This is a genomic window from Ochrobactrum sp. RH2CCR150, from assembly GCA_014138095.1.
GTDB lineage: Bacteria > Pseudomonadota > Alphaproteobacteria > Rhizobiales > Rhizobiaceae > Brucella > Brucella gambitense.
The window spans coordinates 177,878-199,317 of sequence record JACGXE010000002.1 but is presented as its reverse complement, the minus strand read 5'-3'; the positions used below and the strand labels follow the sequence as shown (position 1 = coordinate 199,317).

Genomic DNA, 21,440 nt, shown 5'->3' with positions numbered 1-21,440 from the left:
CGGTTCCACAACTAACTGCCGAGAACATAGAGCCAGAAGGACATGGTGACCGCCGACAGCAGCGTGCCGATGAGGATGGCATTGGCCGCCACACCGGAGGCGCGGTTGTAATAGGTCGCGAATATATAGACATTCACCCCGGCGGGCATGGCCGCGAGCAGCACGCCATAACGCGCGGTTTCCACCGGCACCTTCAGCACCCAGATCATCAGGACATAGGCCAGCGCCGGATGCACCATCAGCTTGATGATCGATGCAACGAGGGCCTGCTTCCAGTTTTCCGAGAGCTTGAATTGGGTCAGCGCACCGCCGATGCCGAACAGCGAAACCGGCACGACCGACTGCGCCATCATCGAGAAAAACGCATCCGCTGGCTCTATCAGCTGGAGGCCGAGGCTGGAGCCTATAATGCCAGCGGCAATGCCCCATATGAGCGGGTTGGAACCAATACGGCGCAGCGCGACAACGATTGTCTTGCTCAAAACCTCACCGTCGCGACGCACGAGCTCCATCGTCATCATGCCGACAGTCAGCAGGATGGCCCCATGCAGACCGATGATCGACAAGGTGACCGGCAGCGCCTGATCGCCATAGGCGCGCGTCATGATCGGCAAGCCGATCAGCACGGTATTGGTGAATGTGCCGGTGAAGCCAACGGACACGCTTTCGCCCGGACGGTTCGCATAGACTTTGCGGGCAATCGTAATGCCCAGCACAAAACAGATGATCGCCGCCACGTAAAACGGCCCGATGATCTTGAGATCGAAGGCGGAACGAAAGTCGCTCGTCGTAATCGAGTAAAACAGCAAACAGGGCGTTGCAAAATTATTCACGAAGGAGATGAGACTGCCAACACCAGCAGCCGGGAATAAACCCGCCTTCACCGCAAGAAAACCAAATGCCATGAGCGCGAATATCGGCGTAATAACGTATATGATATCGATCATTTCAAGACTTCATTGCCATTCTATTGCGTATTTCTCTTATCTTTACCAAATAATATTATTTTCTCAATAAAGGAATATGAATATTATTCTTGATAAATTCAAAGACCTAGAAAAGAATTTACACGCAACTTTCTCCCAACTTTGGCCTTGTCTTGCAGATCAACGGCGGCTGCCGCCATCATCAATATTTAACTATATGCGACGCTTTGCACATTTGACCGATAACCGCCCCATCCTGTCAACATAATATAAAGGCTTCCTGATACTAATATCGCCTCAAGCAGGGGTTGTAGACCTTCAAGAGCTGACATAGGCAAATGGTGCGCCGGATGAAGACGCTTCCGTCGATCCGTGCACCAAACGCGGGGAAATGAATCATGAATGAATCCATTCGGGAACTTCTGACCAAAGTTGGCGGCTTGCCCATAGCCGTAACCGACATCGCTGACGATGCAGATCTCTATACGGCTGGCCTGTCATCCTTCGCGTCGGTGCAGTTGATGCTTGGCCTCGAAGACAAGTTCGACATCGAATTTCCGGACCAGTTTCTCAATCGCAAGTCCTTTGCGAGCATCAGCGCGATTGAACAGACGATCACCAGCATCCTCAAGGATAATGAGGCCGTGTAATGAATGCAGGCGGGGGGAATAGCCTTTCCGAGCGTGCAGGTCGCGTAGCAGCCATCGCCGGAAAATTTGCCGATAGTGTCGACAAGGAAGGACGCTTTCCACAGGAAGCCATCGATGCGATGAAGGCCGAGCGCCTGCTCGGTATTCAGGTGTCGCGCGATCTGGGCGGCGAAAGCGCCGAGATCGACCAGATTGCAGAACTGTGCTGCATTCTGGGACAATCCTGTGCTGCAAGCGCGATGATCTTCGCGATGCACCACATCAAGCTTTCCAGCCTGGTGGAGCATGGGCAATCGGTAGAATGGCATCGCAACTTCATGCGTGACGTCGCGGACGAACAGTTGCTGCTCGCCTCGGCGACGACAGAAGGCGGCATTGGCGGCGATTTGCGCAACTCCATCTGCGCGATCGAAATCGATGGCGACACCTGCCGTCTGGAAAAGAACGCTACGGTTATTTCCTATGGCGTCTATGCTGATGCCGTCCTGATCACGTCGCGTTCGCATGAAGGTGCGGCCTCGTCCGATCAGGTCATGACCGTTTTCCGGAAAGACCAGTACACGCTGGAAAAGACCAATGAATGGGACACGCTCGGCATGCGTGGCACCTGTTCGGAAGGCTTTGTGTTCCGGGGTGAAGCGGACAAGGTACAAATCCTGCCGCATCCGTTTGCGGAGATTGCCGCGCAGTCCATGCTGGCGCAGTCCCATACATTGTGGAGTTCGCTCTGGTATGGCATCGCCGTCGATGCCGTGAACCGCGCGCAGGCTTTCGTACGCGCCGCGGCGCGTCGCAATCCGGGCGCACCACAGCCGGGCGCTTTGCGCGTCGCCGAAGCCTCGAACATGCTGCAAATGTTGAAATCGGAAATCGTCGCCTGCCTCAAGACCTATAAGGACGCGAAGCACGACGCGGACAAGCTTGCTTCCATGGGCTTTGCCATTGCGATGAACAATCTGAAGGTCGCGGCCTCGCAGACGATCTTGCAGGTCATCAACCACGCCATGCTGGTGTGCGGCATCATGGGCTACAAGAACGGCACGCCCTACAGCCTTGGCCGTCATTTGCGCGATGCGCATTCGGCCCAGCTCATGATTTCCAACGAGCGCATCCTCGGCAACACGGCCACCATGCTGCTCATTCACAAACAGAACACCAGCCTCTTGGGATAATGCCATGGACGCGCAAAGATCTTTTCTCAACCGGCTTTTCGATGCCGGACTGCTGATTGAAACCGGCGTGGACGGCCTTTACGGACGCTCCGGCCAGTTTGAAGATGTCATCGTCGCCTTCGAGCGCCTTGTTGACCGCACCGGTGGCGCTGATGGCGCAGAAGCGATCCGCTTCCCGCCCGGCCTCAATCGCGCTTACTTTGAAAAAAGCGGCTATATGAAGAGCTTCCCGCAGCTGGCTGGCACGGTGCACAGCTTCTGCGGTTGCGAGCTGGACCATATCAACCTCATCAAATGCATGGATGCTGGCGAAGACTGGACGCTGGAGCAGAAGGCGACAGACATCGTCCTGACGCCCGCCGCCTGCTATCCGCTTTATCCGACGATTGCCAAGCGTGGACCGCTGCCGCAGGGCGGCGGCCTCTATGACCTGCAATCCTATTGCTTCCGTCATGAACCATCGGTCGACCCTGCCCGCCAGCAGCTGTTCCGCATGCGCGAATATGTGCGCATGGGCACGGAAGCCGATGTGATGGAATTCCGCCAGCTCTGGATCGAGCGCGGCACGGACATGATGAAGAAAGTCGGCCTGCCGGTTGAAATCGACGTGGCGAACGATCCCTTCTTCGGACGAGCAGGACGCATGCTGGTCAATAACCAGCGTGACCAGAACCTGAAATTCGAACTGCTGATCCCGATCACCAGCGTCGAAAAGCCAACCGCCTGCATGAGCTTCAACTATCATCAGGACCAGTTCGGCGTGAAATGGGGCTTGTCGCAGCATGACGGCGAAGTTGCGCACACGGCTTGCGTCGGCTTCGGACTGGAGCGCATCGCATTGGCGCTGTTCCATCATCACGGCCTCGACGTCAAAGCCTGGCCGGAGAGCGTACGCAACGAATTGTGGGGTTAAAGCGCGACATGCAGGCAGTCTTTCCGCATATCTCGCCAGAAACCTACGCGCCGCATGCGCTGCATGCGCAGACACGCATTTGGCCGGAAACCAATTGCTATGTCGATCTCTGGATCGAAGTGCTGTCATCGCTTCAGGTCGCCCCCGAAGCCATGCTGGGCTTTACGCTGACGCAGGATTTCGAGGGCGACCAGTTCACCTTCTTCAAGGTGCCGCTGGAAGACCTCGAAGCGCTCTATGGCGTGCGGGCGACGGAACTTGCGATTTTCGACAATGTAGAAGGCCATATCGCGGAACAGATCTCGCGCGGGCGGCTGTGCATGGTGGAGATGGACAGCTATTTCATGCCTGAAACGCATGGCGTGAGCTATCGCACCGAACATGGCAAAACCACCATCGCGATCAACCGCATGGATGTAGAGAACCGCTCGCTCGATTATTTCCATAATGGCGGTTTTTATCATCTGGAGGGCGAGGATTTCGACGGCGTTTTCCAGCGTCATCTGACGGAAGCCGACCTGCCCTTCCTGCCCTATACGGAATTTGCGAAATTCCCGAAGGACGTGCCCAGTGAAGCACATCAGCGGCGCGTAGCGGAAATTCTGCTGCCGCGCCACTTTGCGCGCAGGCCCAAGGATAATCCGATCCGCGCTTTCGCCGCTGTGTTTCCGGCACAGGTGGAAGCGATTGCGGAGCGTCCCTTCGGCTTCTTCCACAAATATGCGTTCAACACGCTGCGCCAGCTCGGCGCGAATTTCGAACTGGCCGCAAGCCATCTGCAATGGCTGGGCGAAGGCAAGCGTTTTACCGCTGCCGCTGCCGATGCGATCCAGATCGCCGAGACGGCCAAGGCGGTGCAGTTCCAGCTTGCGCGTGCAGTGATGCGCAAGAAGTTCGATACGCTGGCAAGCGCGCTGGTGCCTGCCGCCGATGCTTGGGATCGCATGACAGGAGCGCTTGAAACAGAACTTGGTCGCGATGCTGCCTGAACAAACTGCCACAAGCCGCCCGCTCACTGAGGGCTGGCGGCTTTTCCTGACCGCAGCCAATGAGGCCGCAACGCCGGGCGATGTCTTGCGCGATGGGGTATATCTCGATGCGCCGGTTCCGGGCACAGTGGCGGAAGCGCTTGAAAAGGCAGGCCATTTCAGCCGCACTGCTCCGACGCCGCTGAACAATCAGGATGCGTGGTATTTTCTCGACCTCTTAGAGCCGCCCGGTGAGGCAATGCTGCATTTTGCGGGTCTTGCCACGATTTGCGAAGTCTATTTGAACGGTGCTTTGGTTCACAAGAGCGACAGCATGTTCCTCGCCCACGACCTGCCGGTCACGCTGACGGGCGTGGATGAGCTGGCGCTCTGTTTCCGTGCTCTCGGTCCCCGGCTGGAGCAAAAGGGCCCGCGTGCGCGGTGGCGCACGCAATTGATGAACACGCAAGGCTTGCGCCTGATCCGCACGACAGCGCTTGGTCATATGCCGGGCTGGTGCCCGGAAGTTCATGCCGTTGGCCCCTGGCGTCCGGTGACGATCAGCCGAGCCGACGCGGAAGCTGTTACCGAAATTGCTATCCAATCCACGCTTCATGAAAATGGCGACGGAGAACTTACCGTCAGTTTTACCTACGCGGGCAATGCTGAAAATCTGGCCCTGCATTGCGCGGGATCGAAGATCACCTGTAACCGACAAACGGATGGTCGCTGGCAGGCGAACCTGACCATTCCCGCTGTCGAAGCGTGGTGGCCGCACACTCATGGCGCGCCGACGCTCCATGATGTGGAACTGTCCATCGACGCCAAAAAGCAGCCGCTCGGGCGCACCGGCTTTCGCCGCATCAGCGTGGATCGCGGATCGGACGGAAAATCCTTTGCGCTGGTGATAAACGGCGAGAAAGTCTTTTGTCGCGGTGCTGTCTGGAGTTCTGCCGACATTGTCCGCCTGCCGGGCGCACGCGCCGACTATCAACCGTGGTTGCAGCTTGCGCAGGATGCGGGCATGAACATGCTGCGCATCAGCGGTATCACCGCTTATGAAACGCCTGACTTTTATGCCCTTTGCGATGAACTCGGCATCATGGTCTGGCAGGACTTCATGTTCGCCAATTTCGACTATCCGGTGAAAGACGAGGGCTTCGTCGCCAAGGTACAGGATGAAGTACGACAGCTTCTTTGCGCCATTCGCCGTGCACCCTCGCTAACGGTGTTATGCGGTGGCAGCGAGATTTACCAGCAGGGCGCCATGATGGGCCTGCCCGAGACAATCTGGAAAGGCGCGCTGACAGAAGAAATTCTGCCTGCCATCGTGCGCGAATTCTGCCCTGACATTCCTTATGTGCCGAACTCGCCCTGCGATGGGGCGCTGCCCTTCATCAGCAATGAAGGCGTCAGCCATTATTATGGCGTGAGCGCCTATTGCCGACCACTGGACGACGCGCGCCGCGCCGAAGTGCGCTTTGCAACCGAAAGTCTGGCTTTCTCCAATGTTCCCGAAGCACGCACGCTCAAGGCGCATTTGGACGTGCCCGCAGTCCATGATCCGCGCTGGAAAGCCCGTGTTCCGCGTGATCGCGGCGTGTCGTGGGATTTCGAAGATGTGCGCGATGCCTATCTGGAAATGCTCTATGGCTACGATCCGGCTCGCTTGCGGCGGGAGGATATGGAGCAGTATCTCCATCTTTCCCGCGCCGTCACGGCGGAAGTGATGGAGGCGACCTTTGCTGAATGGCGACGACCGGCAAGCACCTGTTTCGGCGCTCTGGTCTGGACATTTCAGGACGTGTTGCCCGGCGCTGGCTGGGGCGTGGTCGATGCGACCTGCGAACCGAAACCTGCATGGCATGGGTTGAGACGCGCGTTTCGTCCGGTGCAGGTTGCCTTGACCGACGAAGGCGTCAACGGGCTTGCCATTCACGTCCTGAACGAACAACCCCATGCCGACGATCTGACACTGGAACTCGCCTGCCTGCGCGCCGGTGCGCAGCCGGTTGTGAGCGGTCGCCGGGATATTTCACTCTCCGCACGCTCGGGCGTCACGATACCGGCGACCGAATTGTTCGGTGCATTTTTCGACACAACTTATGCCTATCGCTTCGGCCCTCCGGCCCATGACGTGACGGTCGCCCAGTTGAAACGTGGCGAAGCCACCATCGCGGAGGCTTTTCATTTTCCGCAGGGACGCACCAAAGCTTTCCACGATGCCGCAATTGAATGCAGTCTCGTGGAAGACAGCGGCAACTGGTTTCTCGATCTGAGCACATCCGTGCTGGCACAATCGGTCAGCATCGACGCGGAAGGCTGGAGAGCAGCTGAAAACTGGTTCCATCTCGCCCCCGGCGAGACAAAGCGTGTCGCCCTTCTCCCCCGTTATGGTTTCGAAGGCAAACCGTCCGGCGAAATTCGCATTGCCGGATCGGCGCGAACCGTCTGGTTTTAACCAGCGTTCAAAGTCAGCGCGCGGATCGCATCGATATAGACCGTGCGTGCATGTTCCGGCGTCAGATTGTGATCGGCGTCCGGAATGACCGCAACCTTCATATTGTCGAAGCCCTGCACCTTGTCGCCCGCCTGATCGAAATAATAATTGAAATGCTCGCGGCCGGTGTCTTTTTCGGCGTAGACCAGCGTCAGCGGCACCTGCCGCAGCTTCAATTCATCGAAAGCGGAATAGATCGCCCGGCCTTCAACCGTGCGGCTGCGCAAGAGCTTGCGCGCCAGCCCAAGCACCCGCCCACTGACACCCCGCACAAGATTGCGCAGGATGGCGCGAATATCGAGTTCTCCGCGAAACAGGCGCTTAAACGTATCAAGACGCATCGCGCGGCTGCCATAATCTTCCAGCGTGCGATTGCCTTCCCGGACCACATCGTCAACTGAAAGCTCCGGCGACCAATAGAATGTCACCGGATTGACCAGCACCGCACCCGATACCCGCTCATCCAGCACCGCGCAGTGCAGCCCAAGGAACGCGCCGCTGCAACGACCGGCCAACACCGGACGCCCAAGCCCAATCGTGTCCAGATAATCGAGCGCGTCGGCCACATCGGCCTCCGGCGCATGGGTATAAAGCACCTGTTCCGGCATGCCCGGATTGGGCGGGCTGTCGCCGGCATTGGCAATGTCGAAGCGAAGCGACGGCACGCCATCGCGCGCCAGCTTGCGCGCCATGTCGACGGTGGTCCGCCCCCATCCGACGCGCCGATCATAAGAGGACGACAGGAACAGGACCGTCTGTCCCTTCCTTTCACCTGAGGGTTCGCAGAGCACACCCGACAAACGGCTATGTGAACCGAATGCGACCGGCGTTTCGACGAAGCTGTCGCCCGCGATCTGCCCGCCAAGACCGCTTTCATCGGCACAGTTCCGGGCGGGTCTGGAACCGGCAAGCGCCACCGCCCAATCGACCAGCCGATCCGCAACATTCAACGGCAATCGTGAAATAACCGGATTGGAAATCAGCTTATCGTAATCGGTGAAGGCTTCCACCGTAACTTCCGCGCCCAGCTTTTCGAGATGCGCTGCCAGTTCTGCGTCATTCGGACGGTCGATCCTTGCGAGCAGAAGGCACTTGTCCGCAGGCTTTTCAGGCAGCGACAGAAGATTGATCTTCTTCACTTCAGTTGCGATTTCGGGCGTCATCGTCAGGGACGCGATGGAAACGGCCCCTTTGATCCGCTGCGCATCGGGAAGGCCCAGATCGGCATCGACCATGCTCGACCAAACCGCCAGTTCGCGGGTGTAAAACCGACCGGAAATCACCGGAGACAACAGTGCGAGTGCGTCCAGACCTTCAATACGCGGTCCAGCTTCGGCGGCGACTGCCGCGCCAAGGCTCTGCCCGATGATCACGACGCGGCTTGCACCCGACAAAAGCCGCGCCTTGTCTGCCGCTTCGATCAGCGTCTTACGCCAGAGTTCCAGCCCGGAAAAAAAGTCGATGTCATCGCGCCCGTCGCCGGTGCCCGGCCAATCAAACCGAAGCGATGCAATCCCACGGCTCGACAGCCTGTCGGCGATGATGCGCCAGAACTTCCGCGTGGTGCAAAGCTCTTCCAGCCCCCAGGGGCTTGCAAACACGACAGCCGTATCGAGACATGTGCCGGAAGCGCGTTGAAATAGTCCCAGAGTGCCGGAAAAGACAATCGGACTGGCCGCCGCCATGCCATCCAGGGGCTTGGAAGAAGATATGCTTTCCGCGCCGTCGCCCATGCCCGATATCCCCCGTTATATACACAATATCTGCAATAACGGAATTTAAGCGAGGAACCAAGGGGGCACAGTGAATACCTAAAAGCGACTAAACCCTAGGATGTAAATCATAAGCTTATTTTACAGGTCATCACGACATCTCAACACATGCGAAAAGCGCGTTTTTCCGCCAAAAACGTTGTAATAGCAGGCACTTTATTATAACAATCTCGTGAAAATTTCCACTTGCCCACAATCTTGATATTCGCGTTAACCGCTAATCAGTAATTGCTATGCAACCAAAGGATCATCAAATTCGGGCTTGGGTTTCTAGAGGCTAAGATGTGTTACACGACTATGATGCGCCGATGTGCGTTGATACGATCTGGGCATATCGGCCGCTCGGTTCCTATCGAGTCTCTGCATTTGTAATGACCACCTAAGCAGCCAGGTTTCTCTGTCGGATCGTAACGGACCGACGTTAAAGCCAAGCCGATCACTTTGGGCAATTCAATGCCCTGACCTCGTTTTATAGGGCTATCGGGGCCAATCCACTCCATGATTACCGTTCTCAATTGTATTGCCACGCAGCATGAAGCGTGGCTGACAACGTTGGCAGCCTTGATCTGCCTCGTCGGTTCAGCGATCACGCTCAATCTCGTCCGCAAGGCAGCGAAATGTCATGGCGCGGTTCGCTATGGCTGGCATTTTCTGGTGGCAATCGCGTCGGGTTCGACCGTCTGGAGCACACATTTCGTCGCCATGCTGGCCTATGAGCCGAGCGCGCCCGTGGTTCTACTGCCAGACTTGACAATCCTGTCGCTGGTGATTGCCGTTGTCGGCACCGGGATCGGCTTCGTCGTCATGACCGGCGGCTTTCCGCGGTTCGCCCCGGTCATTGGCGGCGCCATGGTCGGCGCTTCGATTGCCGCCATGCACTATATCGGCATGCTGGCTTATCGCGTCGACGGGCTGATCGAATGGAACATGGATTATTTCTATGCGTCCATCGTGCTTGCCGTATTGTTCGGTTCCCTGTCCGGTCAGGTTCTGATGCGCTTGCGATATCCAACCTCATATCGTCTGGCAGTTTTGACCTTCACGATCGCCATTGTCAGCCTGCATTTTACCGGCATGGCCGCAATGACCGTCACGCCGATGAACTATCTGCAAGACGCCGCACTGGCCGACAAGTTTGCGCTCGCCGTTTCGGTTGGCGGCGTCGGCCTGCTCGTGCTCGGTACAGCGCTTGCAAGCTACCTCATTGACAGCCACGTCCAGTCGTCCAACTTGCGGCAGCTGCAACATATTGCCCGCCATGACTCGCTGACCGGATTGCCAAACCGCACCCAGTTTGTCGAGCGCTTGAACCGCGAGAAGATCAATGCCGATAACGGCCATTATCGTATCGCACTGATCGGCATCGATCTGGATCGCTTCAAGGAGGTCAACGACCTCTATGGCCACGCCGCCGGTGACAGGCTGCTCTGCGAGATTTCCGCCCGCATGACCGAGCATCTGGAAAGCGGTGAGCTGATCGGTCGCTTTGGTGGCGATGAATTCGCAGCCCTGAAGACATTTGAGGACGAAGACGACCTGCGCAGCTTCATGTCACGCCTGAATACCGCGCTTTGCGATCTTGTCGACCTCGGCAATGCCGTTGTCCGCCCCGGTGCGAGCCTTGGTATCGCGATCTATCCGACTGATGCCGACGATGTGGAGAAGCTCTTGTCCAATGCGGACATGGCCATGTACCGTGCCAAGCAGAGCATTGAAGACAAGATCTGTTACTATGAAAGCAGCATGGATGAAGCGGCACGCAAGCGCGCAGCGCTGGCCCGCGACATTTGGACGGCTATCGACGAAAACCAGTTCTTCCTGAATTTTCAGGTCCAGCGCAGCATGAAGGATGGCGGCGTATCGGGATATGAAGTTCTGCTACGCTGGCGTCATCCCGTGCAGGGTCTGGTTCCGCCAACCGTGTTCATTCCGATAGCCGAAGAATCCGGCGTCATCACACAGCTTGGCGAATGGGTATTGCGTGCAGCCTGCCGCGAGGCGGCTAGCTGGCCCGTCGCCCGCAGGATTGCGGTCAATATTTCCCCGCTACAGCTCAGCCATACCGGCCTCGTGGAAACGGTTCGGGATATCCTGACCGAGACCGGTCTTTCGCCAAAGCTTCTGGAACTGGAAGTGACCGAAAGCGCGATCATTCGCGATCAGGCGCGTGCCCTGCACATCTTGCGCGAAATCAAGGCACTTGGGGTCAGCATCGCGATTGACGATTTCGGCACCGGCTATTCATCGCTGGCGACACTTCGTTCCTTCCCCTTCGACAAGATCAAGCTCGACCGCAGCTTCGTCACCGATCTGGCACAGAATGTGCAGTCTAAGGCTTTCGTGCGCGCCATTCTTGCACTTGGCCAGAGCCTTGACATTCCGGTGCTGGCCGAAGGTGTCGAAACGCAGATCCAGATGGATATTCTGCAGGAAGAAGGCTGCAATCAGGTGCAGGGCTTCCTGCTCGGTTATCCCGCACCCGCCATTCAGCTCGGCCTCAATAAAGAGGCTGAGGCCCAGGCAGCCTGACGCCGTTACAGAGCAAACCGCAGGACTAAAGCCTGCGGTTTCGTTGGCTCGGTTCGCAACGTGTGCGGCGCTATTACAGCAGCTTGCGAATCTGCCTATAATCACCACATGCCCATTCGACACTTAAGCGAAACCATCATCAATCAGATCGCGGCAGGCGAGGTCATTGAACGGCCTGCCAGCGTGATCAAGGAACTTGTCGAGAATGCCATCGACGCTGGCGCAACCCGCATTGAGGTTGTGACCGGCGGCGGCGGCAAGACGCTGCTGCGCGTCACCGACAATGGCTCCGGCATTCCCGCCAACGAGCTGCCGCTTGCGGTTTCGCGCCACTGCACATCCAAACTTTCCGACGATGTGCACGATATTCGCGCGCTGGGCTTTCGCGGCGAAGCCCTGCCCTCCATCGGTTCGGTCGCGAAGCTGACGCTGAAATCGCGTCCGCAGGATGCGGATGCCGGTTTCGAAGTCTCCGTTTCAGGTGGGCATCTGGAAGGCCCGCGTCCCGCCGCACTCAATCGCGGCACGATCGCCGAAGTGCGCGACCTGTTTTACGCGACGCCCGCCCGCCTCAAATTCATGAAGACCGACCGTGCCGAAGCTTCCGCCATCACAGATGTGCTGAAGCGTATCGCCATCGCCTTCCCGCATGTGCGCTTTTCGCTGTCGGGTACCGACCGCTCGCCTTTGGAAATGCCCGCGACCGGCACGGGCGCTGATGCCACGCTGGAACGGATCGGGCAGGTTCTGGGTCAGGATTTCGGCGAAAACGCGCTGGCCATTGATGCCGAGCGCGACGGTGTGCGGCTCGCAGGATTTGTCGGCATACCGTCCCATAATCGCGGCAATGCACAGCACCAGTTCGCTTATGTGAATGGTCGCCCGGTGCGCGACAAGCAGATCTTCGGAGCGCTGCGGGGAGCCTATGCCGATGTGATTGCGCGTGACCGCCATCCGGTCGCCGTGCTGTTTCTGACGCTCGATCCTGCACTGGTCGATGTGAATGTGCACCCGGCCAAGGCTGATGTGCGCTTCCGCGATCCCGGTCTGGTGCGTGGTCTGATCGTCGGCGCGATCAAGCAAGCGCTGGCTCAATCCGGCATCCGCCCGGCAACCAGCGGTGCGGAAGCCATGTTGCAGGCCTTTCGCGCAGAAGGATTTCAGTCGCAGTCCTCGTCAAGCGCGCGCGCCGCATCCAGCAGCTATGCCTCCACCAGCTGGCGACCGGATCGGCCAGCGCCTCGAAGCGAATGGTCGCCCCAGACCGCACATCCAGCGCATAGACCGCTTGATTTCGGCAACGCATCCGCGTTTCACGAAAGCGAGCAGGCGACAATCGACGTCGTGAACGTTCCCACAGCCGATGCGCGGGGAACGATGAGTGAAGTCCCGGTCGAGTTGCAGCAAAAGCCGCTGGGTGCTGCCCGTGCACAAATTCATGCCAATTATATTGTCTCACAAACAGAAGACAGCCTCGTGATTGTGGACCAGCACGCAGCCCATGAACGGCTGGTCTATGAAGCACTCAAGAACGCGCTGCATTCCCGCCCCATACCGGGTCAGATGCTGCTGATCCCGGAAGTCGTCGATCTGCCCGAAGAAGACGCTGAGCGGCTGGCAAGCCATGCTGAAACGCTGGCCCGGTTCGGGCTGGGCGTAGAGCAGTTCGGGCCGGGCGCGATCGCCGTGCGGGAGACGCCCGCCATGCTGGGCGAGATGAATGTGCAACAACTGATCCGCGATCTGGCCGACGAGATAGCCGAGCATGAAACCGCCGACGGGTTGAAAGCCATGCTCAACCATGTCGCGGCCACCATGGCCTGCCACGGTTCAGTGCGTTCCGGACGCCGCCTCAAACCGGAAGAAATGAACGCATTGCTGCGCGAAATGGAGGCAACGCCCGGTTCCGGCACGTGCAATCATGGACGCCCGACATATATCGAGCTGAAGCTGAGCGATATCGAACGGCTCTTCGGCAGACGTTAACGATTTTTCTAACAGCTGCTCATCCAGCACCGCTGGACGCCGAGGTTCGCACTTGCTAGAATCCAGCGCAAAGGTTTTACACATATGAACAGATTTGAATCGCCCCGCTCATCCTCCGAAGCTGTCCTGCGTTATCTCGACGGCGACTATGAAATCGTCAAGCACGGTTCCTATGTGCTCTGTGCCGTAACTGGCGCGCAAATTCCGCTGGACGAGCTGAAGTACTGGAGCGTTGCGCGGCAAGAAGCCTATGCAACCGGCCATATTTCCTTCGAGCGCGAGCTTGAGTTCAATCCGGAAATGCGCAGCCGCAAGAAGGCCTAGTTTCCTAATAACGACCGGCTTTTAAAGCGCTCGATCACCGTATCGAGGATATGATTGAGCGCATCCGTGCGCTCAAATTTCAGATCGATATCAAGAACCGCCAGTTTCGACAGAAATTCCGCCGGTACACCGACCATGGTCGCCAGACGCACATGGTCCTTCGCCGTGGTGATCAGGTTCAGGCCGTTGCGGCGGGCCGTATCGATCAGATCGCGAATTTCATCAGGCTCGAAGCTGTGATGGTCAGGGAACGAGCGTGTTTCGACAATCGTACCGCCTGCCTGTGCAAGACTTGCATAGAACTTGTCCGGATTGCCGATGCCGGCAAAGGCCAGCCATCGCTGCCCTGCCACCGTTACCGTCGAAGATGGAATGAGCTTTGCCTCATAGATCGGTCGTCCCGCACGGGCCGCCTGACGGATCACGAAATCCGCCGCATCGCCCTTGCCGATCCGCAACAGCGCATCGGTCTTGCGCATCTGGTCGGTCAGCGGCGCACGCAATGGACCAGCCGGGATAACACGGCCATTGCCGATCCCGCGTCCTGCATCCACCACGAGCAGCGCAAAATCGGCATGAAGCCGCGCGCTCTGGAACCCGTCATCCATGATGATGAAATCGCAGCCGAGCGATTGCAGATGCTGCGCCGCTTTTACGCGGTCGGGCGAAAGCGCGACCGGCGCATGGCGCGCAAGCAGCAGCGGTTCGTCACCGACATAACGGGCGCTGTCATGCCCCGGATCAACGACATGCAGGCCCTGATAACTGCCGCCATAGCCGCGCGAGACGATGCCCGGTTTCAGCCCACGCACCTTTGCGCCTTTGGCAAAGGCAATCGCTGTCGGGGTCTTGCCTGCGCCGCCGACCGTGAAATTACCAATGCAGAGAACGGGCAGAGCAATTTTGGGTGGTTCGGAGCGGATCAAGCGTCGCCCGGCGATAGCGCCGTAAATCCAGGCGGCAGGGGCAAGTGATCTTGCGCGCCAATCGGGCTTTTCCCACCAGAAAGGCGGCGCTTCGCTCGCCATGTCAGATGCCGCCTTGGATGTAGGCAACCTCATTGCGATTGCCGGGGAACTGCGCCTGCAACACAAGCGGCTGGATGAAAGGTTCCAGCGCGACAAGCGTGCGGTCGAGCGCACCGCGCATATCCTTGACGGTGCTGACACCCGCATTGATCATGCCGCGCAGATGCTGCGGATTGTTGAACAGGAAATTGATCGCCCCGGCGAGCATGTTCCGGTCCTTCACGATACGCGCGCCGCCATTCTTGATCAGGCGCTGGAAGGACTCGCGGAAGTTCTGCACATTCTTGCCGGTCAGCACCGCTGTGCCCATCATCGCCGGCTCCAGCGGATTGTGCCCGCCTTCCTTGGTCAGCGAATTGCCGATGAACGCAATCTCCGTCAGCTGGAGATAAAGCCCCATTTCGCCAATCGTATCGCCCAGCAGAATATCGGTATCCGCTTCAACGGCCAAGCCGCTGCTGCGTTTGGTGACTTTCAGCCCCTTTTCCGCCAACATCGCCTCGATTGCAGGCGTGCGGTCCGGATGACGCGGCACAATGATCGTCACGAGATGCGGATAGCGGACCTTCAGCATCTGGTGTACTTCGGCAGCGATTGCCTCTTCGCCGTCATGGGTGGAGATCGCCGCCCAGCTGCGCCGTCCGGCAATCTGCCGCTGCAATGTGGACAAGGCCTGCGGATCGGCAGGCGGAGGCATAGTGTCGACTTTCAGATTGCCCGATACACTGACCGGACGCGCACCCAGCGCACGGAAACGGTCACCGTCGAGTTCCGACTGGGCCACGACATGGGCGAAATTTTCGAACAAGGCTTCGGCCAGCTGAGGTCGCTTCTGCCATCTGGCGAAAGAGCGATCCGACATGCGGCCATTGACCAGCACCTGCGGAATATGACGACCGCCGAGCGACAGCACCGTTGCGGGCCAGATTTCGGATTCGCAGCCAATGGCGAGGTCCGGCTTCCAGTGATTGAGGAAATTATTGACCGCCGGCTGCAGATCGAGCGGAGCATATTGATGGATGACCTTGGAGCCCAGCTGATCGGCCACAAGCTTTGCGGACGTCACCGTGCCGGTCGTCATCACGATATGAATGCCGGTTGCGGCAATGCTTTCGATCAGCGGCGTAATGGCAACGCTTTCGCCAACGCTGGCGGCATGGGCCCATATGACCGGCCCCTGCGGGCGGGCAACTGCTGACTTGCCATAACGCTCACCACGACGCTGCCGCTCTTCCTTGCCGCGCGATGCGCGATAGGCAATGTAAGGCCCCATGAAGGGATAGGCGGCGGAGCCGAACATGCGATAGGCTGACAATAGATTGCGCGCCCAGCGTTCGCTCATTTCGCTTTCTCCAATGCCGCATAGGCGCGCACCGTGGCATCGTTGAGCAGGCGCGTCAGTTCCATGCGTTTTTCTTCCAGTTGCGTTTCATCGGCGTCGGCATCCACCCACACATTGTCGGCGCGCACAACAACGGACCGTCCAAAAGGCAGTGGAATCGTCGTCTTGTCCCACGACTTCTCCAAAACATGATTTCTCGAGAAGGCATAAGCAACCGGAATGATCGGTCGCCCGGACAATTTCGCCAACAAAATGATCCCCTCGCCCGCCTCGCGCGGCGTGCCATGGGGAATGTCGGCGATGATCGATGCCGACTGTCCTTTTTTCAGCGCGTTCTTCAAGGTGAGGAGCGCACGCGCACCACCCTTTTCCGGCTTCGCGCGTGAGCTGCGTCCACCTGAACCGCGAACCGTCATCAGCCCCAGCTTTTCCGCCACGCGGGCATTCAGCTCCGCATCGGCGCTACGCGAGAACATAGCAACGAGTTCGATCCCCTTGGGGCAGATAAACGGCCCCATGAGATGCTGGCCGTGCCAGAAGGTCACAATGAAAGGATCGTCCTTGCCGACCAGCGCCTGCGGGTCGGCCGATCCTTTCAGACGTGTATTGGTATAATAGACGAACTTGAAATAGCTCGTGATAAGCCAGACCAATATCGATTTGAAGACAGCCGACTGCGTCAGCGGCCCGCGCACGCGCTTCCAAAGACGCTTCGCAAAGCCGTCTTTTTTCTTGCGCCTGGCGGGTTCTACCGCTGACTGGACCGGACGCTCTTCGCCTTCGGTTGTATGTTGGTCTGGACCGGGCAAACCGCTCAGTCCGCCTGCAGCGTCACACCTTCGGGATCGAGCAACCGATGCAGGTGCACGATGAAATAACGCATATGAGCGTTGTCGACAGTCTGCTGGGCCTTGGCCTTCCAGGCGGTCTTTGCGGATTCATAGTTGGGATAGATGCCGACGATATCGAGGTTTTCGAGATCGCGGAACTGAACGGTTCCGAGCTTCGACAGCTCGCCGCCGAAAACCAGATGAAGAAGCTGCTTTTTGTCGCCTTCGACACTCATGACAATAATCCCTGAACAATTTTGGTTCGCGGCATGATTAACCCAACGGTCACTCCGCGACAACACTCAACATTTCACGCAGCAAATTCCCGCTGGCCGCGACAAGAGCCCCATGGCTCCGCGTCGGACCGCCATAAATGAGCGGAAGAGCATCGTTTGTCAGAATTGCCCCGCCCGACTCACTCAAGATGAGATCGGCTGCAGCCAGATCCCAATCATGCGAATTTGGCCGAATGAAGGTGCCTGCGATGTCGCCCCGCGCTACCATCGCAATACGATAGGCAAGCGATGGCACATAGGCGTGCAGCTTGACCCTGTCACGCCATTTTTCCGGCAGCGCGGCGGTCATGTTGCGCGCCGAGGCAATGGTAACCTTCTCGCCTTCCGGCGGCAATTTGACTTGGATCGGCGCATCGTTTTGCACTGCGCCAAGTCCCTGCCCGGCCTCAATCAGTTCCTTGCGCACCGGGCATTCCAGAACCCCGGCAATCGGCCTGCCATCCTCGACAATCGCGATGCTCACGCACCACTGGTCCTGACCGGCAATATAAGCGCGGGTGCCGTCGATGGGATCGACGACGAAAGCCCGCCGTCGTTTTGCCTTGGCGCGCTCATCGCCGGTTTCCTCAGAAATCCAGCCATAATCGGGACGCGCTGTCAGAAGCACGTCTTTCAGATAGCGATCAACTGCCAGGTCGGCCTCGCTGACCGGCGAATGACCATCCTTCAACCAGACTTCAGGCGAGCGCCCGAAATAACGCATCGCAATGCGCCCGGCCTCACGGGCTGCATCGCGCAACAGCGCCAGCTCGTCACGCGTTTCGCTGTGTTTGTCAGTTTCCGGCAAGTGTCATGCCTTCGATTACGAGGGTCGGCGCCGTCATCCCGAAATTGCGGTCGATATCCGATGCCGGTGTCAGATTGAGGAACATGTCCTTCAGGTTCGACGCGATGGTGACTTCGCTGACCGGATAGGCAAGTTCGCCATTTTCGATCCAGAAGCCGGAAGCGCCGCGGCTATACTGGCCGGTGATCATATCCACGCCCTGACCGAAAACTTCCGTCACATAGAAACCCGTGCCGACAGCGCGGATGAGATCTTCCGGCGATTGCGTGCCCGGCTCAATGGCAAAATTGGTCGAGGCAGGCGAAACACCGGAACCCGAACGCACGCCACGTCCGTTGCCCGTCAGGCCCAGTTCGCGGGCGCTGGAACCAGACAACAGCCAGTGCTTCAGCACACCGTCTTCAACCATGGTCAGTGGCTGACCCTCAATGCCTTCACCGTCGAAAGGACGGGACGACGATCCACGCATGCGCAGCGGATTGTCCGTCACCGTGATGCCCTGCTTCAATATCTGCTTGCCCAGACTGTCGCGCAGAAAGCTCGTCTTGCGCGCAACCGATGCACCATTGATGGCGCTGGCCAAATGCCCGGCGATGCCGCGTGCGAGGCGCGGATCAAAGACCACTGTGACCGGGCCGGTCTTTGCCTGCCGTGCGTCGAGCCTGCGCACAGCGCGCTCCCCGGCGCGACGGCCGATGGCGTCCGGCGTATCGAGATCGGCGAAATGCAGCCGCGAGCTGAAATCATAGTCGCGCTCCATCTTGGTGCCTTCGCCCGCAATGGCCGAAACCGACCGTCCGAAACGGGTGGCGGCATAATGACCGGCAAAGCCGGTGGAAGTGACAAGCACCAGTCCGCCGAGGCTGCGCGATGCGCCCGCGCCGCCGGAATTTGTCACGCCCTTGACCTCGCGCGCAGCGGCTTCTGCTGCCAGCGCATCCTGTGTCAGACGTTCGGTATCGATTTCGGTCGTGTCGTAAAGATCAAGATCGCGCGGCGACTTCACCAGCAGGGCCGGATCGGCAAGCTGCTCATAGGGATCTTCCGGTGCAACGCGCGCCATGGCGACGGCGCGCTCCGCCAGACGGTCGGGATCGGCGCCCGCATTGGCAGAAACACTGGCGATCCGCCGTCCGACAAAAACGCGCAGCGCAAAATCGTCGCTCTCCGACGATTCGGTTCCCTCAACCTTGCCAAGTCTCACCGAGACGCTGACGGAGCGGGCACGCATCACGACAGCGTCAGCATGATCGGCACCCGCACGTTCGGCAGCTTTCACCAACTGGGCCGCACGCTCGACCAGCTTTTCCGCCGAATTATTTGAAATCATTGCACAATCCCGCTTTGGCAAGCTCGCCTCCGCCTGACCGGACATTGCAATGTGCAACGGGTCGTGACCGGGACTTGCTAAAAAAATATCGTCAATTTGGTCGACATCGGGCTGATTGCAGCCATATCTTGTTTCTATATTGCCGAAATCGGGGGGCATCAAGGCACGCCCGTCCACATTTCTCCAAATCCTCAAGTCGCGAGACCCTTCCGTCTCCGAACCACAAGAGCGCGCAGCATGATTCCGACCGGTGGAAATCTCTACCTACAGGCCCTAATGATTCTCGGTGGCGCCATCATCGCCGCACCGCTGTTCAAGCGTCTGGGGCTTGGCACTGTGCTGGGCTATCTGGCTGCCGGCATCACGATTGGACCCGTCGCGCGCCTCATCGCCGACGGTGAGGAATTCCTGCACTTTTCCGAGTTGGGCGTGGTGTTCCTGCTCTTCATCATCGGCCTCGAACTGAAGCCGTCGCGGCTCTGGGCGTTGCGCCATGCGATCTTCGGGCTGGGCGCGGCACAGGTTCTGCTGTGTGGCGCAGTTCTAACGGGGCTTGGAATCTATCTGGCAGGCCTAAACCCGGAAGCAGCCATCATCATCGGTTTCGGCCTCGCCCTGTCCTCGACCGCCTTCGCCATGCAGGTGCTGGAAGATCGCGCCGAGACCAACCAGAAGCACGGGCAGCGCGCCTTCGCGATCCTGCTGTTTCAGGACCTCGCCATCGTCCCAATTCTGGCAATCATTCCGGCCCTGTCGCCGAATGAACCGTCACAGGCGAGCGCGGGCTTTCACCTTGCAACCGCCGTTGCCGCCATTGCCGCGCTCGTCGTTGCCGGGCGCTATCTGATCAATCCGATGTTCCGGATCATCGCCAATACCGGTGCGCGCGAGGTCATGATCGCTGCCGCCCTGTTTGTCGTGCTGGGATCGGCAGGATTGTTGCAGGCCGCCGGTCTGTCGATGGCCATGGGCGCGTTCATCGCTGGCGTGCTGTTGGCCGAGTCCTCCTATCGCCACGAGCTGGAAGCCGATATCGAACCGTTCCGTGGTATTTTCCTCGGTCTGTTCTTCGTCGCTGTGGGCCTGTCGCTCAATCTCAGCGTGATTTTGGAATATTGGAAGACGATCCTTCTGGCCGTGCCGGTCTTCATGGCGGCAAAGATCGCCGTCATCTATGTGCTCTGCCGCATCTTCCGTTCCAGCCACAATGATGCCGTGCGCATCGCCTTCCTGCTGCCGCAGGGCGGCGAGTTCGCCTTCGTGCTGTTCTCGGCTGCTTCTGCCGCAGCGATCATCTCCGGTGCTCTCGGCTCTGAACTGGTGGCAGCTGTCACGGTTTCCATGGCGCTGACCCCGCTTTCCGTGGCCATCGGCTCGAAGCTTCTCATCAAGGACAAGCCCGTCGATGAAATCGAAGAGGATTTCGAAGGCGCTGGCTCCGACGTATTGATGATCGGCTTCTCGCGTTACGGCCAGATTGCATCGCAGATCCTGCTCGCTGGCGGTATCGACGTGACGGTGATCGACAAGTCGCCGAACCGCGTGCGCGCCGCCGGAAAATTCGGTTTCCGCATCTATTTCGGCGATGGTACCCGCAAGGACGTGCTGGAAGCTTCCGGCATCCGCAAAGCCAAGATCGTCGCGGTCTGCACCCACAACAAGGAAACGACGAACCATATCGTCAGCCTGATCCAGTCGGACTATCCGGATGTGCGCCTGTTCGTGCGCTCCTATGACCGCGAGCATACTTTGCAGTTGCGGGCACAGGGCGTGGAGTATGAACTGCGCGAAACTTTCGAATCCGGTCTGCTCTTCGGGCAGCGGGCGCTGGAAGGTCTGGGCATGGCGGAGAATAGCGCCTATGCCATCCGTGAGGATGTGCGCCAGCGCGATGAGGATCGCCTGCATGTGCAGGCCTCCGAAGGCATCATGGCGGGACGACACTTGTTGTTCAACAAGCCGGTTACGCCTGAACCTCTGGTCAAGCCGACGCGCGAAGGCCAGCGTATCGACAAGACGGTCGATGCGCCTTCCCCTGCCGCCAATGACGATACGATGGAAGATGCAATTCCCGCCGAATAAAGCGG

The 21,440-nt window shown here is 58.7% G+C and carries 17 protein-coding genes; 9 read left to right on the top strand and 8 right to left on the bottom strand.

Features of this window, described 5'->3' with window-relative positions; genetic code table 11:
* Positions 1–11: 11 nt before the first annotated feature.
* Positions 12–947 (bottom strand): AEC family transporter, encoded by a 936-nt coding sequence (locus FHW03_RS04615; protein WP_182519569.1) that lies wholly within the window; start codon positions 945–947, stop codon positions 12–14.
* Positions 948–1,324: 377 nt separating this feature from the next.
* On the opposite strand from FHW03_RS04615, the gene FHW03_RS04610 reads away from it, so the two are divergent.
* Genes FHW03_RS04610 through FHW03_RS04590 form a run of 5 tightly spaced genes read left to right on the top strand, consistent with a single transcriptional unit; the run spans position 1,325 to position 7,090 of the window.
* Entirely contained in the window at positions 1,325–1,576 is a 252-nt protein-coding gene (locus FHW03_RS04610; RefSeq protein ID WP_182519568.1) for an acyl carrier protein, read from the top strand.
* The gene (locus FHW03_RS04605; protein WP_182519567.1) at positions 1,576–2,748 is read left to right on the top strand and encodes an acyl-CoA dehydrogenase family protein; all 1,173 of its coding nucleotides are present in this window, start codon (positions 1,576–1,578) and stop codon (positions 2,746–2,748) included. The genes FHW03_RS04610 and FHW03_RS04605 overlap by 1 nt, the downstream gene beginning before the upstream one ends.
* A gap of 4 nt (positions 2,749–2,752) precedes the next feature.
* On the top strand, positions 2,753–3,661 hold the full coding sequence (locus FHW03_RS04600; protein ID WP_138783540.1) for an amino acid--[acyl-carrier-protein] ligase: 909 nt from the start codon (positions 2,753–2,755) through the stop codon (positions 3,659–3,661).
* A gap of 8 nt (positions 3,662–3,669) precedes the next feature.
* On the top strand, positions 3,670–4,650 hold the full coding sequence (locus FHW03_RS04595) for a DUF1839 family protein (RefSeq protein WP_182519566.1): 981 nt from the start codon (positions 3,670–3,672) through the stop codon (positions 4,648–4,650).
* Positions 4,640–7,090: a glycoside hydrolase family 2 protein gene (locus FHW03_RS04590; RefSeq protein WP_182520046.1), complete on the top strand. Its 2,451-nt coding sequence runs from the start codon at positions 4,640–4,642 to the stop codon at positions 7,088–7,090. The genes FHW03_RS04595 and FHW03_RS04590 overlap by 11 nt, the downstream gene beginning before the upstream one ends.
* Here FHW03_RS04590 and FHW03_RS04585 read toward each other — a convergent pair.
* Entirely contained in the window at positions 7,087–8,862 is a 1,776-nt protein-coding gene (locus FHW03_RS04585; protein WP_182519565.1) for an alpha/beta fold hydrolase, read from the bottom strand. The two genes, FHW03_RS04590 and FHW03_RS04585, sit on opposite strands and share 4 nt — an antisense overlap.
* 537 nt (positions 8,863–9,399) lie before the next feature.
* Between FHW03_RS04585 and FHW03_RS04580 the strand changes: the two genes are divergently transcribed.
* The 3 genes from FHW03_RS04580 (at position 9,400) to FHW03_RS04570 (ending at position 13,740) form a co-directional block, all read left to right on the top strand.
* Positions 9,400–11,430 carry an EAL domain-containing protein gene (locus tag FHW03_RS04580; RefSeq protein ID WP_182519564.1) on the top strand — a complete coding sequence of 677 codons (2,031 nt, stop codon included), beginning with the start codon at positions 9,400–9,402 and terminating at the stop codon, positions 11,428–11,430.
* Positions 11,431–11,538: 108 nt separating this feature from the next.
* A complete protein-coding gene (gene mutL, locus FHW03_RS04575; RefSeq protein ID WP_182519563.1) occupies positions 11,539–13,416 on the top strand; it encodes a DNA mismatch repair endonuclease MutL in 1,878 nt (625 codons plus the stop codon).
* Positions 13,417–13,500: 84 nt separating this feature from the next.
* Positions 13,501–13,740: a DUF2093 domain-containing protein gene (locus FHW03_RS04570; protein WP_078338939.1), complete on the top strand. Its 240-nt coding sequence runs from the start codon at positions 13,501–13,503 to the stop codon at positions 13,738–13,740.
* Here FHW03_RS04570 and lpxK read toward each other — a convergent pair.
* From lpxK to FHW03_RS04540, 6 genes are all read right to left on the bottom strand, one after another.
* Positions 13,737–14,768 (bottom strand): tetraacyldisaccharide 4'-kinase, encoded by a 1,032-nt coding sequence (lpxK, locus tag FHW03_RS04565; protein ID WP_182519562.1) that lies wholly within the window; start codon positions 14,766–14,768, stop codon positions 13,737–13,739. The genes FHW03_RS04570 and lpxK overlap by 4 nt on opposite strands.
* A 1-nt stretch (position 14,769) precedes the next feature.
* Positions 14,770–16,110 carry a lipid IV(A) 3-deoxy-D-manno-octulosonic acid transferase gene (gene waaA / locus FHW03_RS04560; RefSeq protein WP_182519561.1) on the bottom strand — a complete coding sequence of 447 codons (1,341 nt, stop codon included), beginning with the start codon at positions 16,108–16,110 and terminating at the stop codon, positions 14,770–14,772.
* On the bottom strand, positions 16,107–16,805 hold the full coding sequence (locus FHW03_RS04555) for a lysophospholipid acyltransferase family protein (RefSeq protein ID WP_182520045.1): 699 nt from the start codon (positions 16,803–16,805) through the stop codon (positions 16,107–16,109). The genes waaA and FHW03_RS04555 overlap by 4 nt, the downstream gene beginning before the upstream one ends.
* A gap of 119 nt (positions 16,806–16,924) precedes the next feature.
* Positions 16,925–17,176 carry a DUF4170 domain-containing protein gene (locus tag FHW03_RS04550; RefSeq protein WP_078338942.1) on the bottom strand — a complete coding sequence of 84 codons (252 nt, stop codon included), beginning with the start codon at positions 17,174–17,176 and terminating at the stop codon, positions 16,925–16,927.
* A gap of 49 nt (positions 17,177–17,225) precedes the next feature.
* The gene (locus FHW03_RS04545) at positions 17,226–18,023 is read right to left on the bottom strand and encodes a 3'(2'),5'-bisphosphate nucleotidase CysQ (RefSeq protein WP_182519560.1); all 798 of its coding nucleotides are present in this window, start codon (positions 18,021–18,023) and stop codon (positions 17,226–17,228) included.
* On the bottom strand, positions 18,010–19,353 hold the full coding sequence (locus tag FHW03_RS04540) for a TldD/PmbA family protein (RefSeq protein ID WP_182519559.1): 1,344 nt from the start codon (positions 19,351–19,353) through the stop codon (positions 18,010–18,012). The genes FHW03_RS04545 and FHW03_RS04540 overlap by 14 nt, the downstream gene beginning before the upstream one ends.
* A 237-nt stretch (positions 19,354–19,590) precedes the next feature.
* Here FHW03_RS04540 and FHW03_RS04535 point away from each other — a divergent pair, with 237 nt between their 5' ends.
* Positions 19,591–21,435 carry a monovalent cation:proton antiporter-2 (CPA2) family protein gene (locus FHW03_RS04535; RefSeq protein WP_182519558.1) on the top strand — a complete coding sequence of 615 codons (1,845 nt, stop codon included), beginning with the start codon at positions 19,591–19,593 and terminating at the stop codon, positions 21,433–21,435.
* Positions 21,436–21,440 lie beyond the last annotated feature (5 nt).

Coding starts and splice junctions, on each gene's coding strand:
- FHW03_RS04580 (WP_182519564.1), top strand. CDS start 9,400: ATGATTACCGTTCTCAATTGTATTGCCACGCAGCATGAAGCGTGGCTG.
- FHW03_RS04610 (WP_182519568.1), top strand. CDS start 1,325: ATGAATGAATCCATTCGGGAACTTCTGACCAAAGTTGGCGGCTTGCCC.
- FHW03_RS04540 (WP_182519559.1), bottom strand. CDS start 19,353: ATGATTTCAAATAATTCGGCGGAAAAGCTGGTCGAGCGTGCGGCCCAG.
- mutL (WP_182519563.1), top strand. CDS start 11,539: ATGCCCATTCGACACTTAAGCGAAACCATCATCAATCAGATCGCGGCA.
- FHW03_RS04600 (WP_138783540.1), top strand. CDS start 2,753: ATGGACGCGCAAAGATCTTTTCTCAACCGGCTTTTCGATGCCGGACTG.
- FHW03_RS04550 (WP_078338942.1), bottom strand. CDS start 17,176: ATGAGTGTCGAAGGCGACAAAAAGCAGCTTCTTCATCTGGTTTTCGGC.
- FHW03_RS04595 (WP_182519566.1), top strand. CDS start 3,670: ATGCAGGCAGTCTTTCCGCATATCTCGCCAGAAACCTACGCGCCGCAT.
- FHW03_RS04590 (WP_182520046.1), top strand. CDS start 4,640: ATGCTGCCTGAACAAACTGCCACAAGCCGCCCGCTCACTGAGGGCTGG.
- lpxK (WP_182519562.1), bottom strand. CDS start 14,768: ATGGCGAGCGAAGCGCCGCCTTTCTGGTGGGAAAAGCCCGATTGGCGC.
- FHW03_RS04570 (WP_078338939.1), top strand. CDS start 13,501: ATGAACAGATTTGAATCGCCCCGCTCATCCTCCGAAGCTGTCCTGCGT.
- FHW03_RS04535 (WP_182519558.1), top strand. CDS start 19,591: ATGATTCCGACCGGTGGAAATCTCTACCTACAGGCCCTAATGATTCTC.
- waaA (WP_182519561.1), bottom strand. CDS start 16,110: ATGAGCGAACGCTGGGCGCGCAATCTATTGTCAGCCTATCGCATGTTC.
- FHW03_RS04615 (WP_182519569.1), bottom strand. CDS start 947: ATGATCGATATCATATACGTTATTACGCCGATATTCGCGCTCATGGCA.
- FHW03_RS04605 (WP_182519567.1), top strand. CDS start 1,576: ATGAATGCAGGCGGGGGGAATAGCCTTTCCGAGCGTGCAGGTCGCGTA.
- FHW03_RS04585 (WP_182519565.1), bottom strand. CDS start 8,862: ATGGGCGACGGCGCGGAAAGCATATCTTCTTCCAAGCCCCTGGATGGC.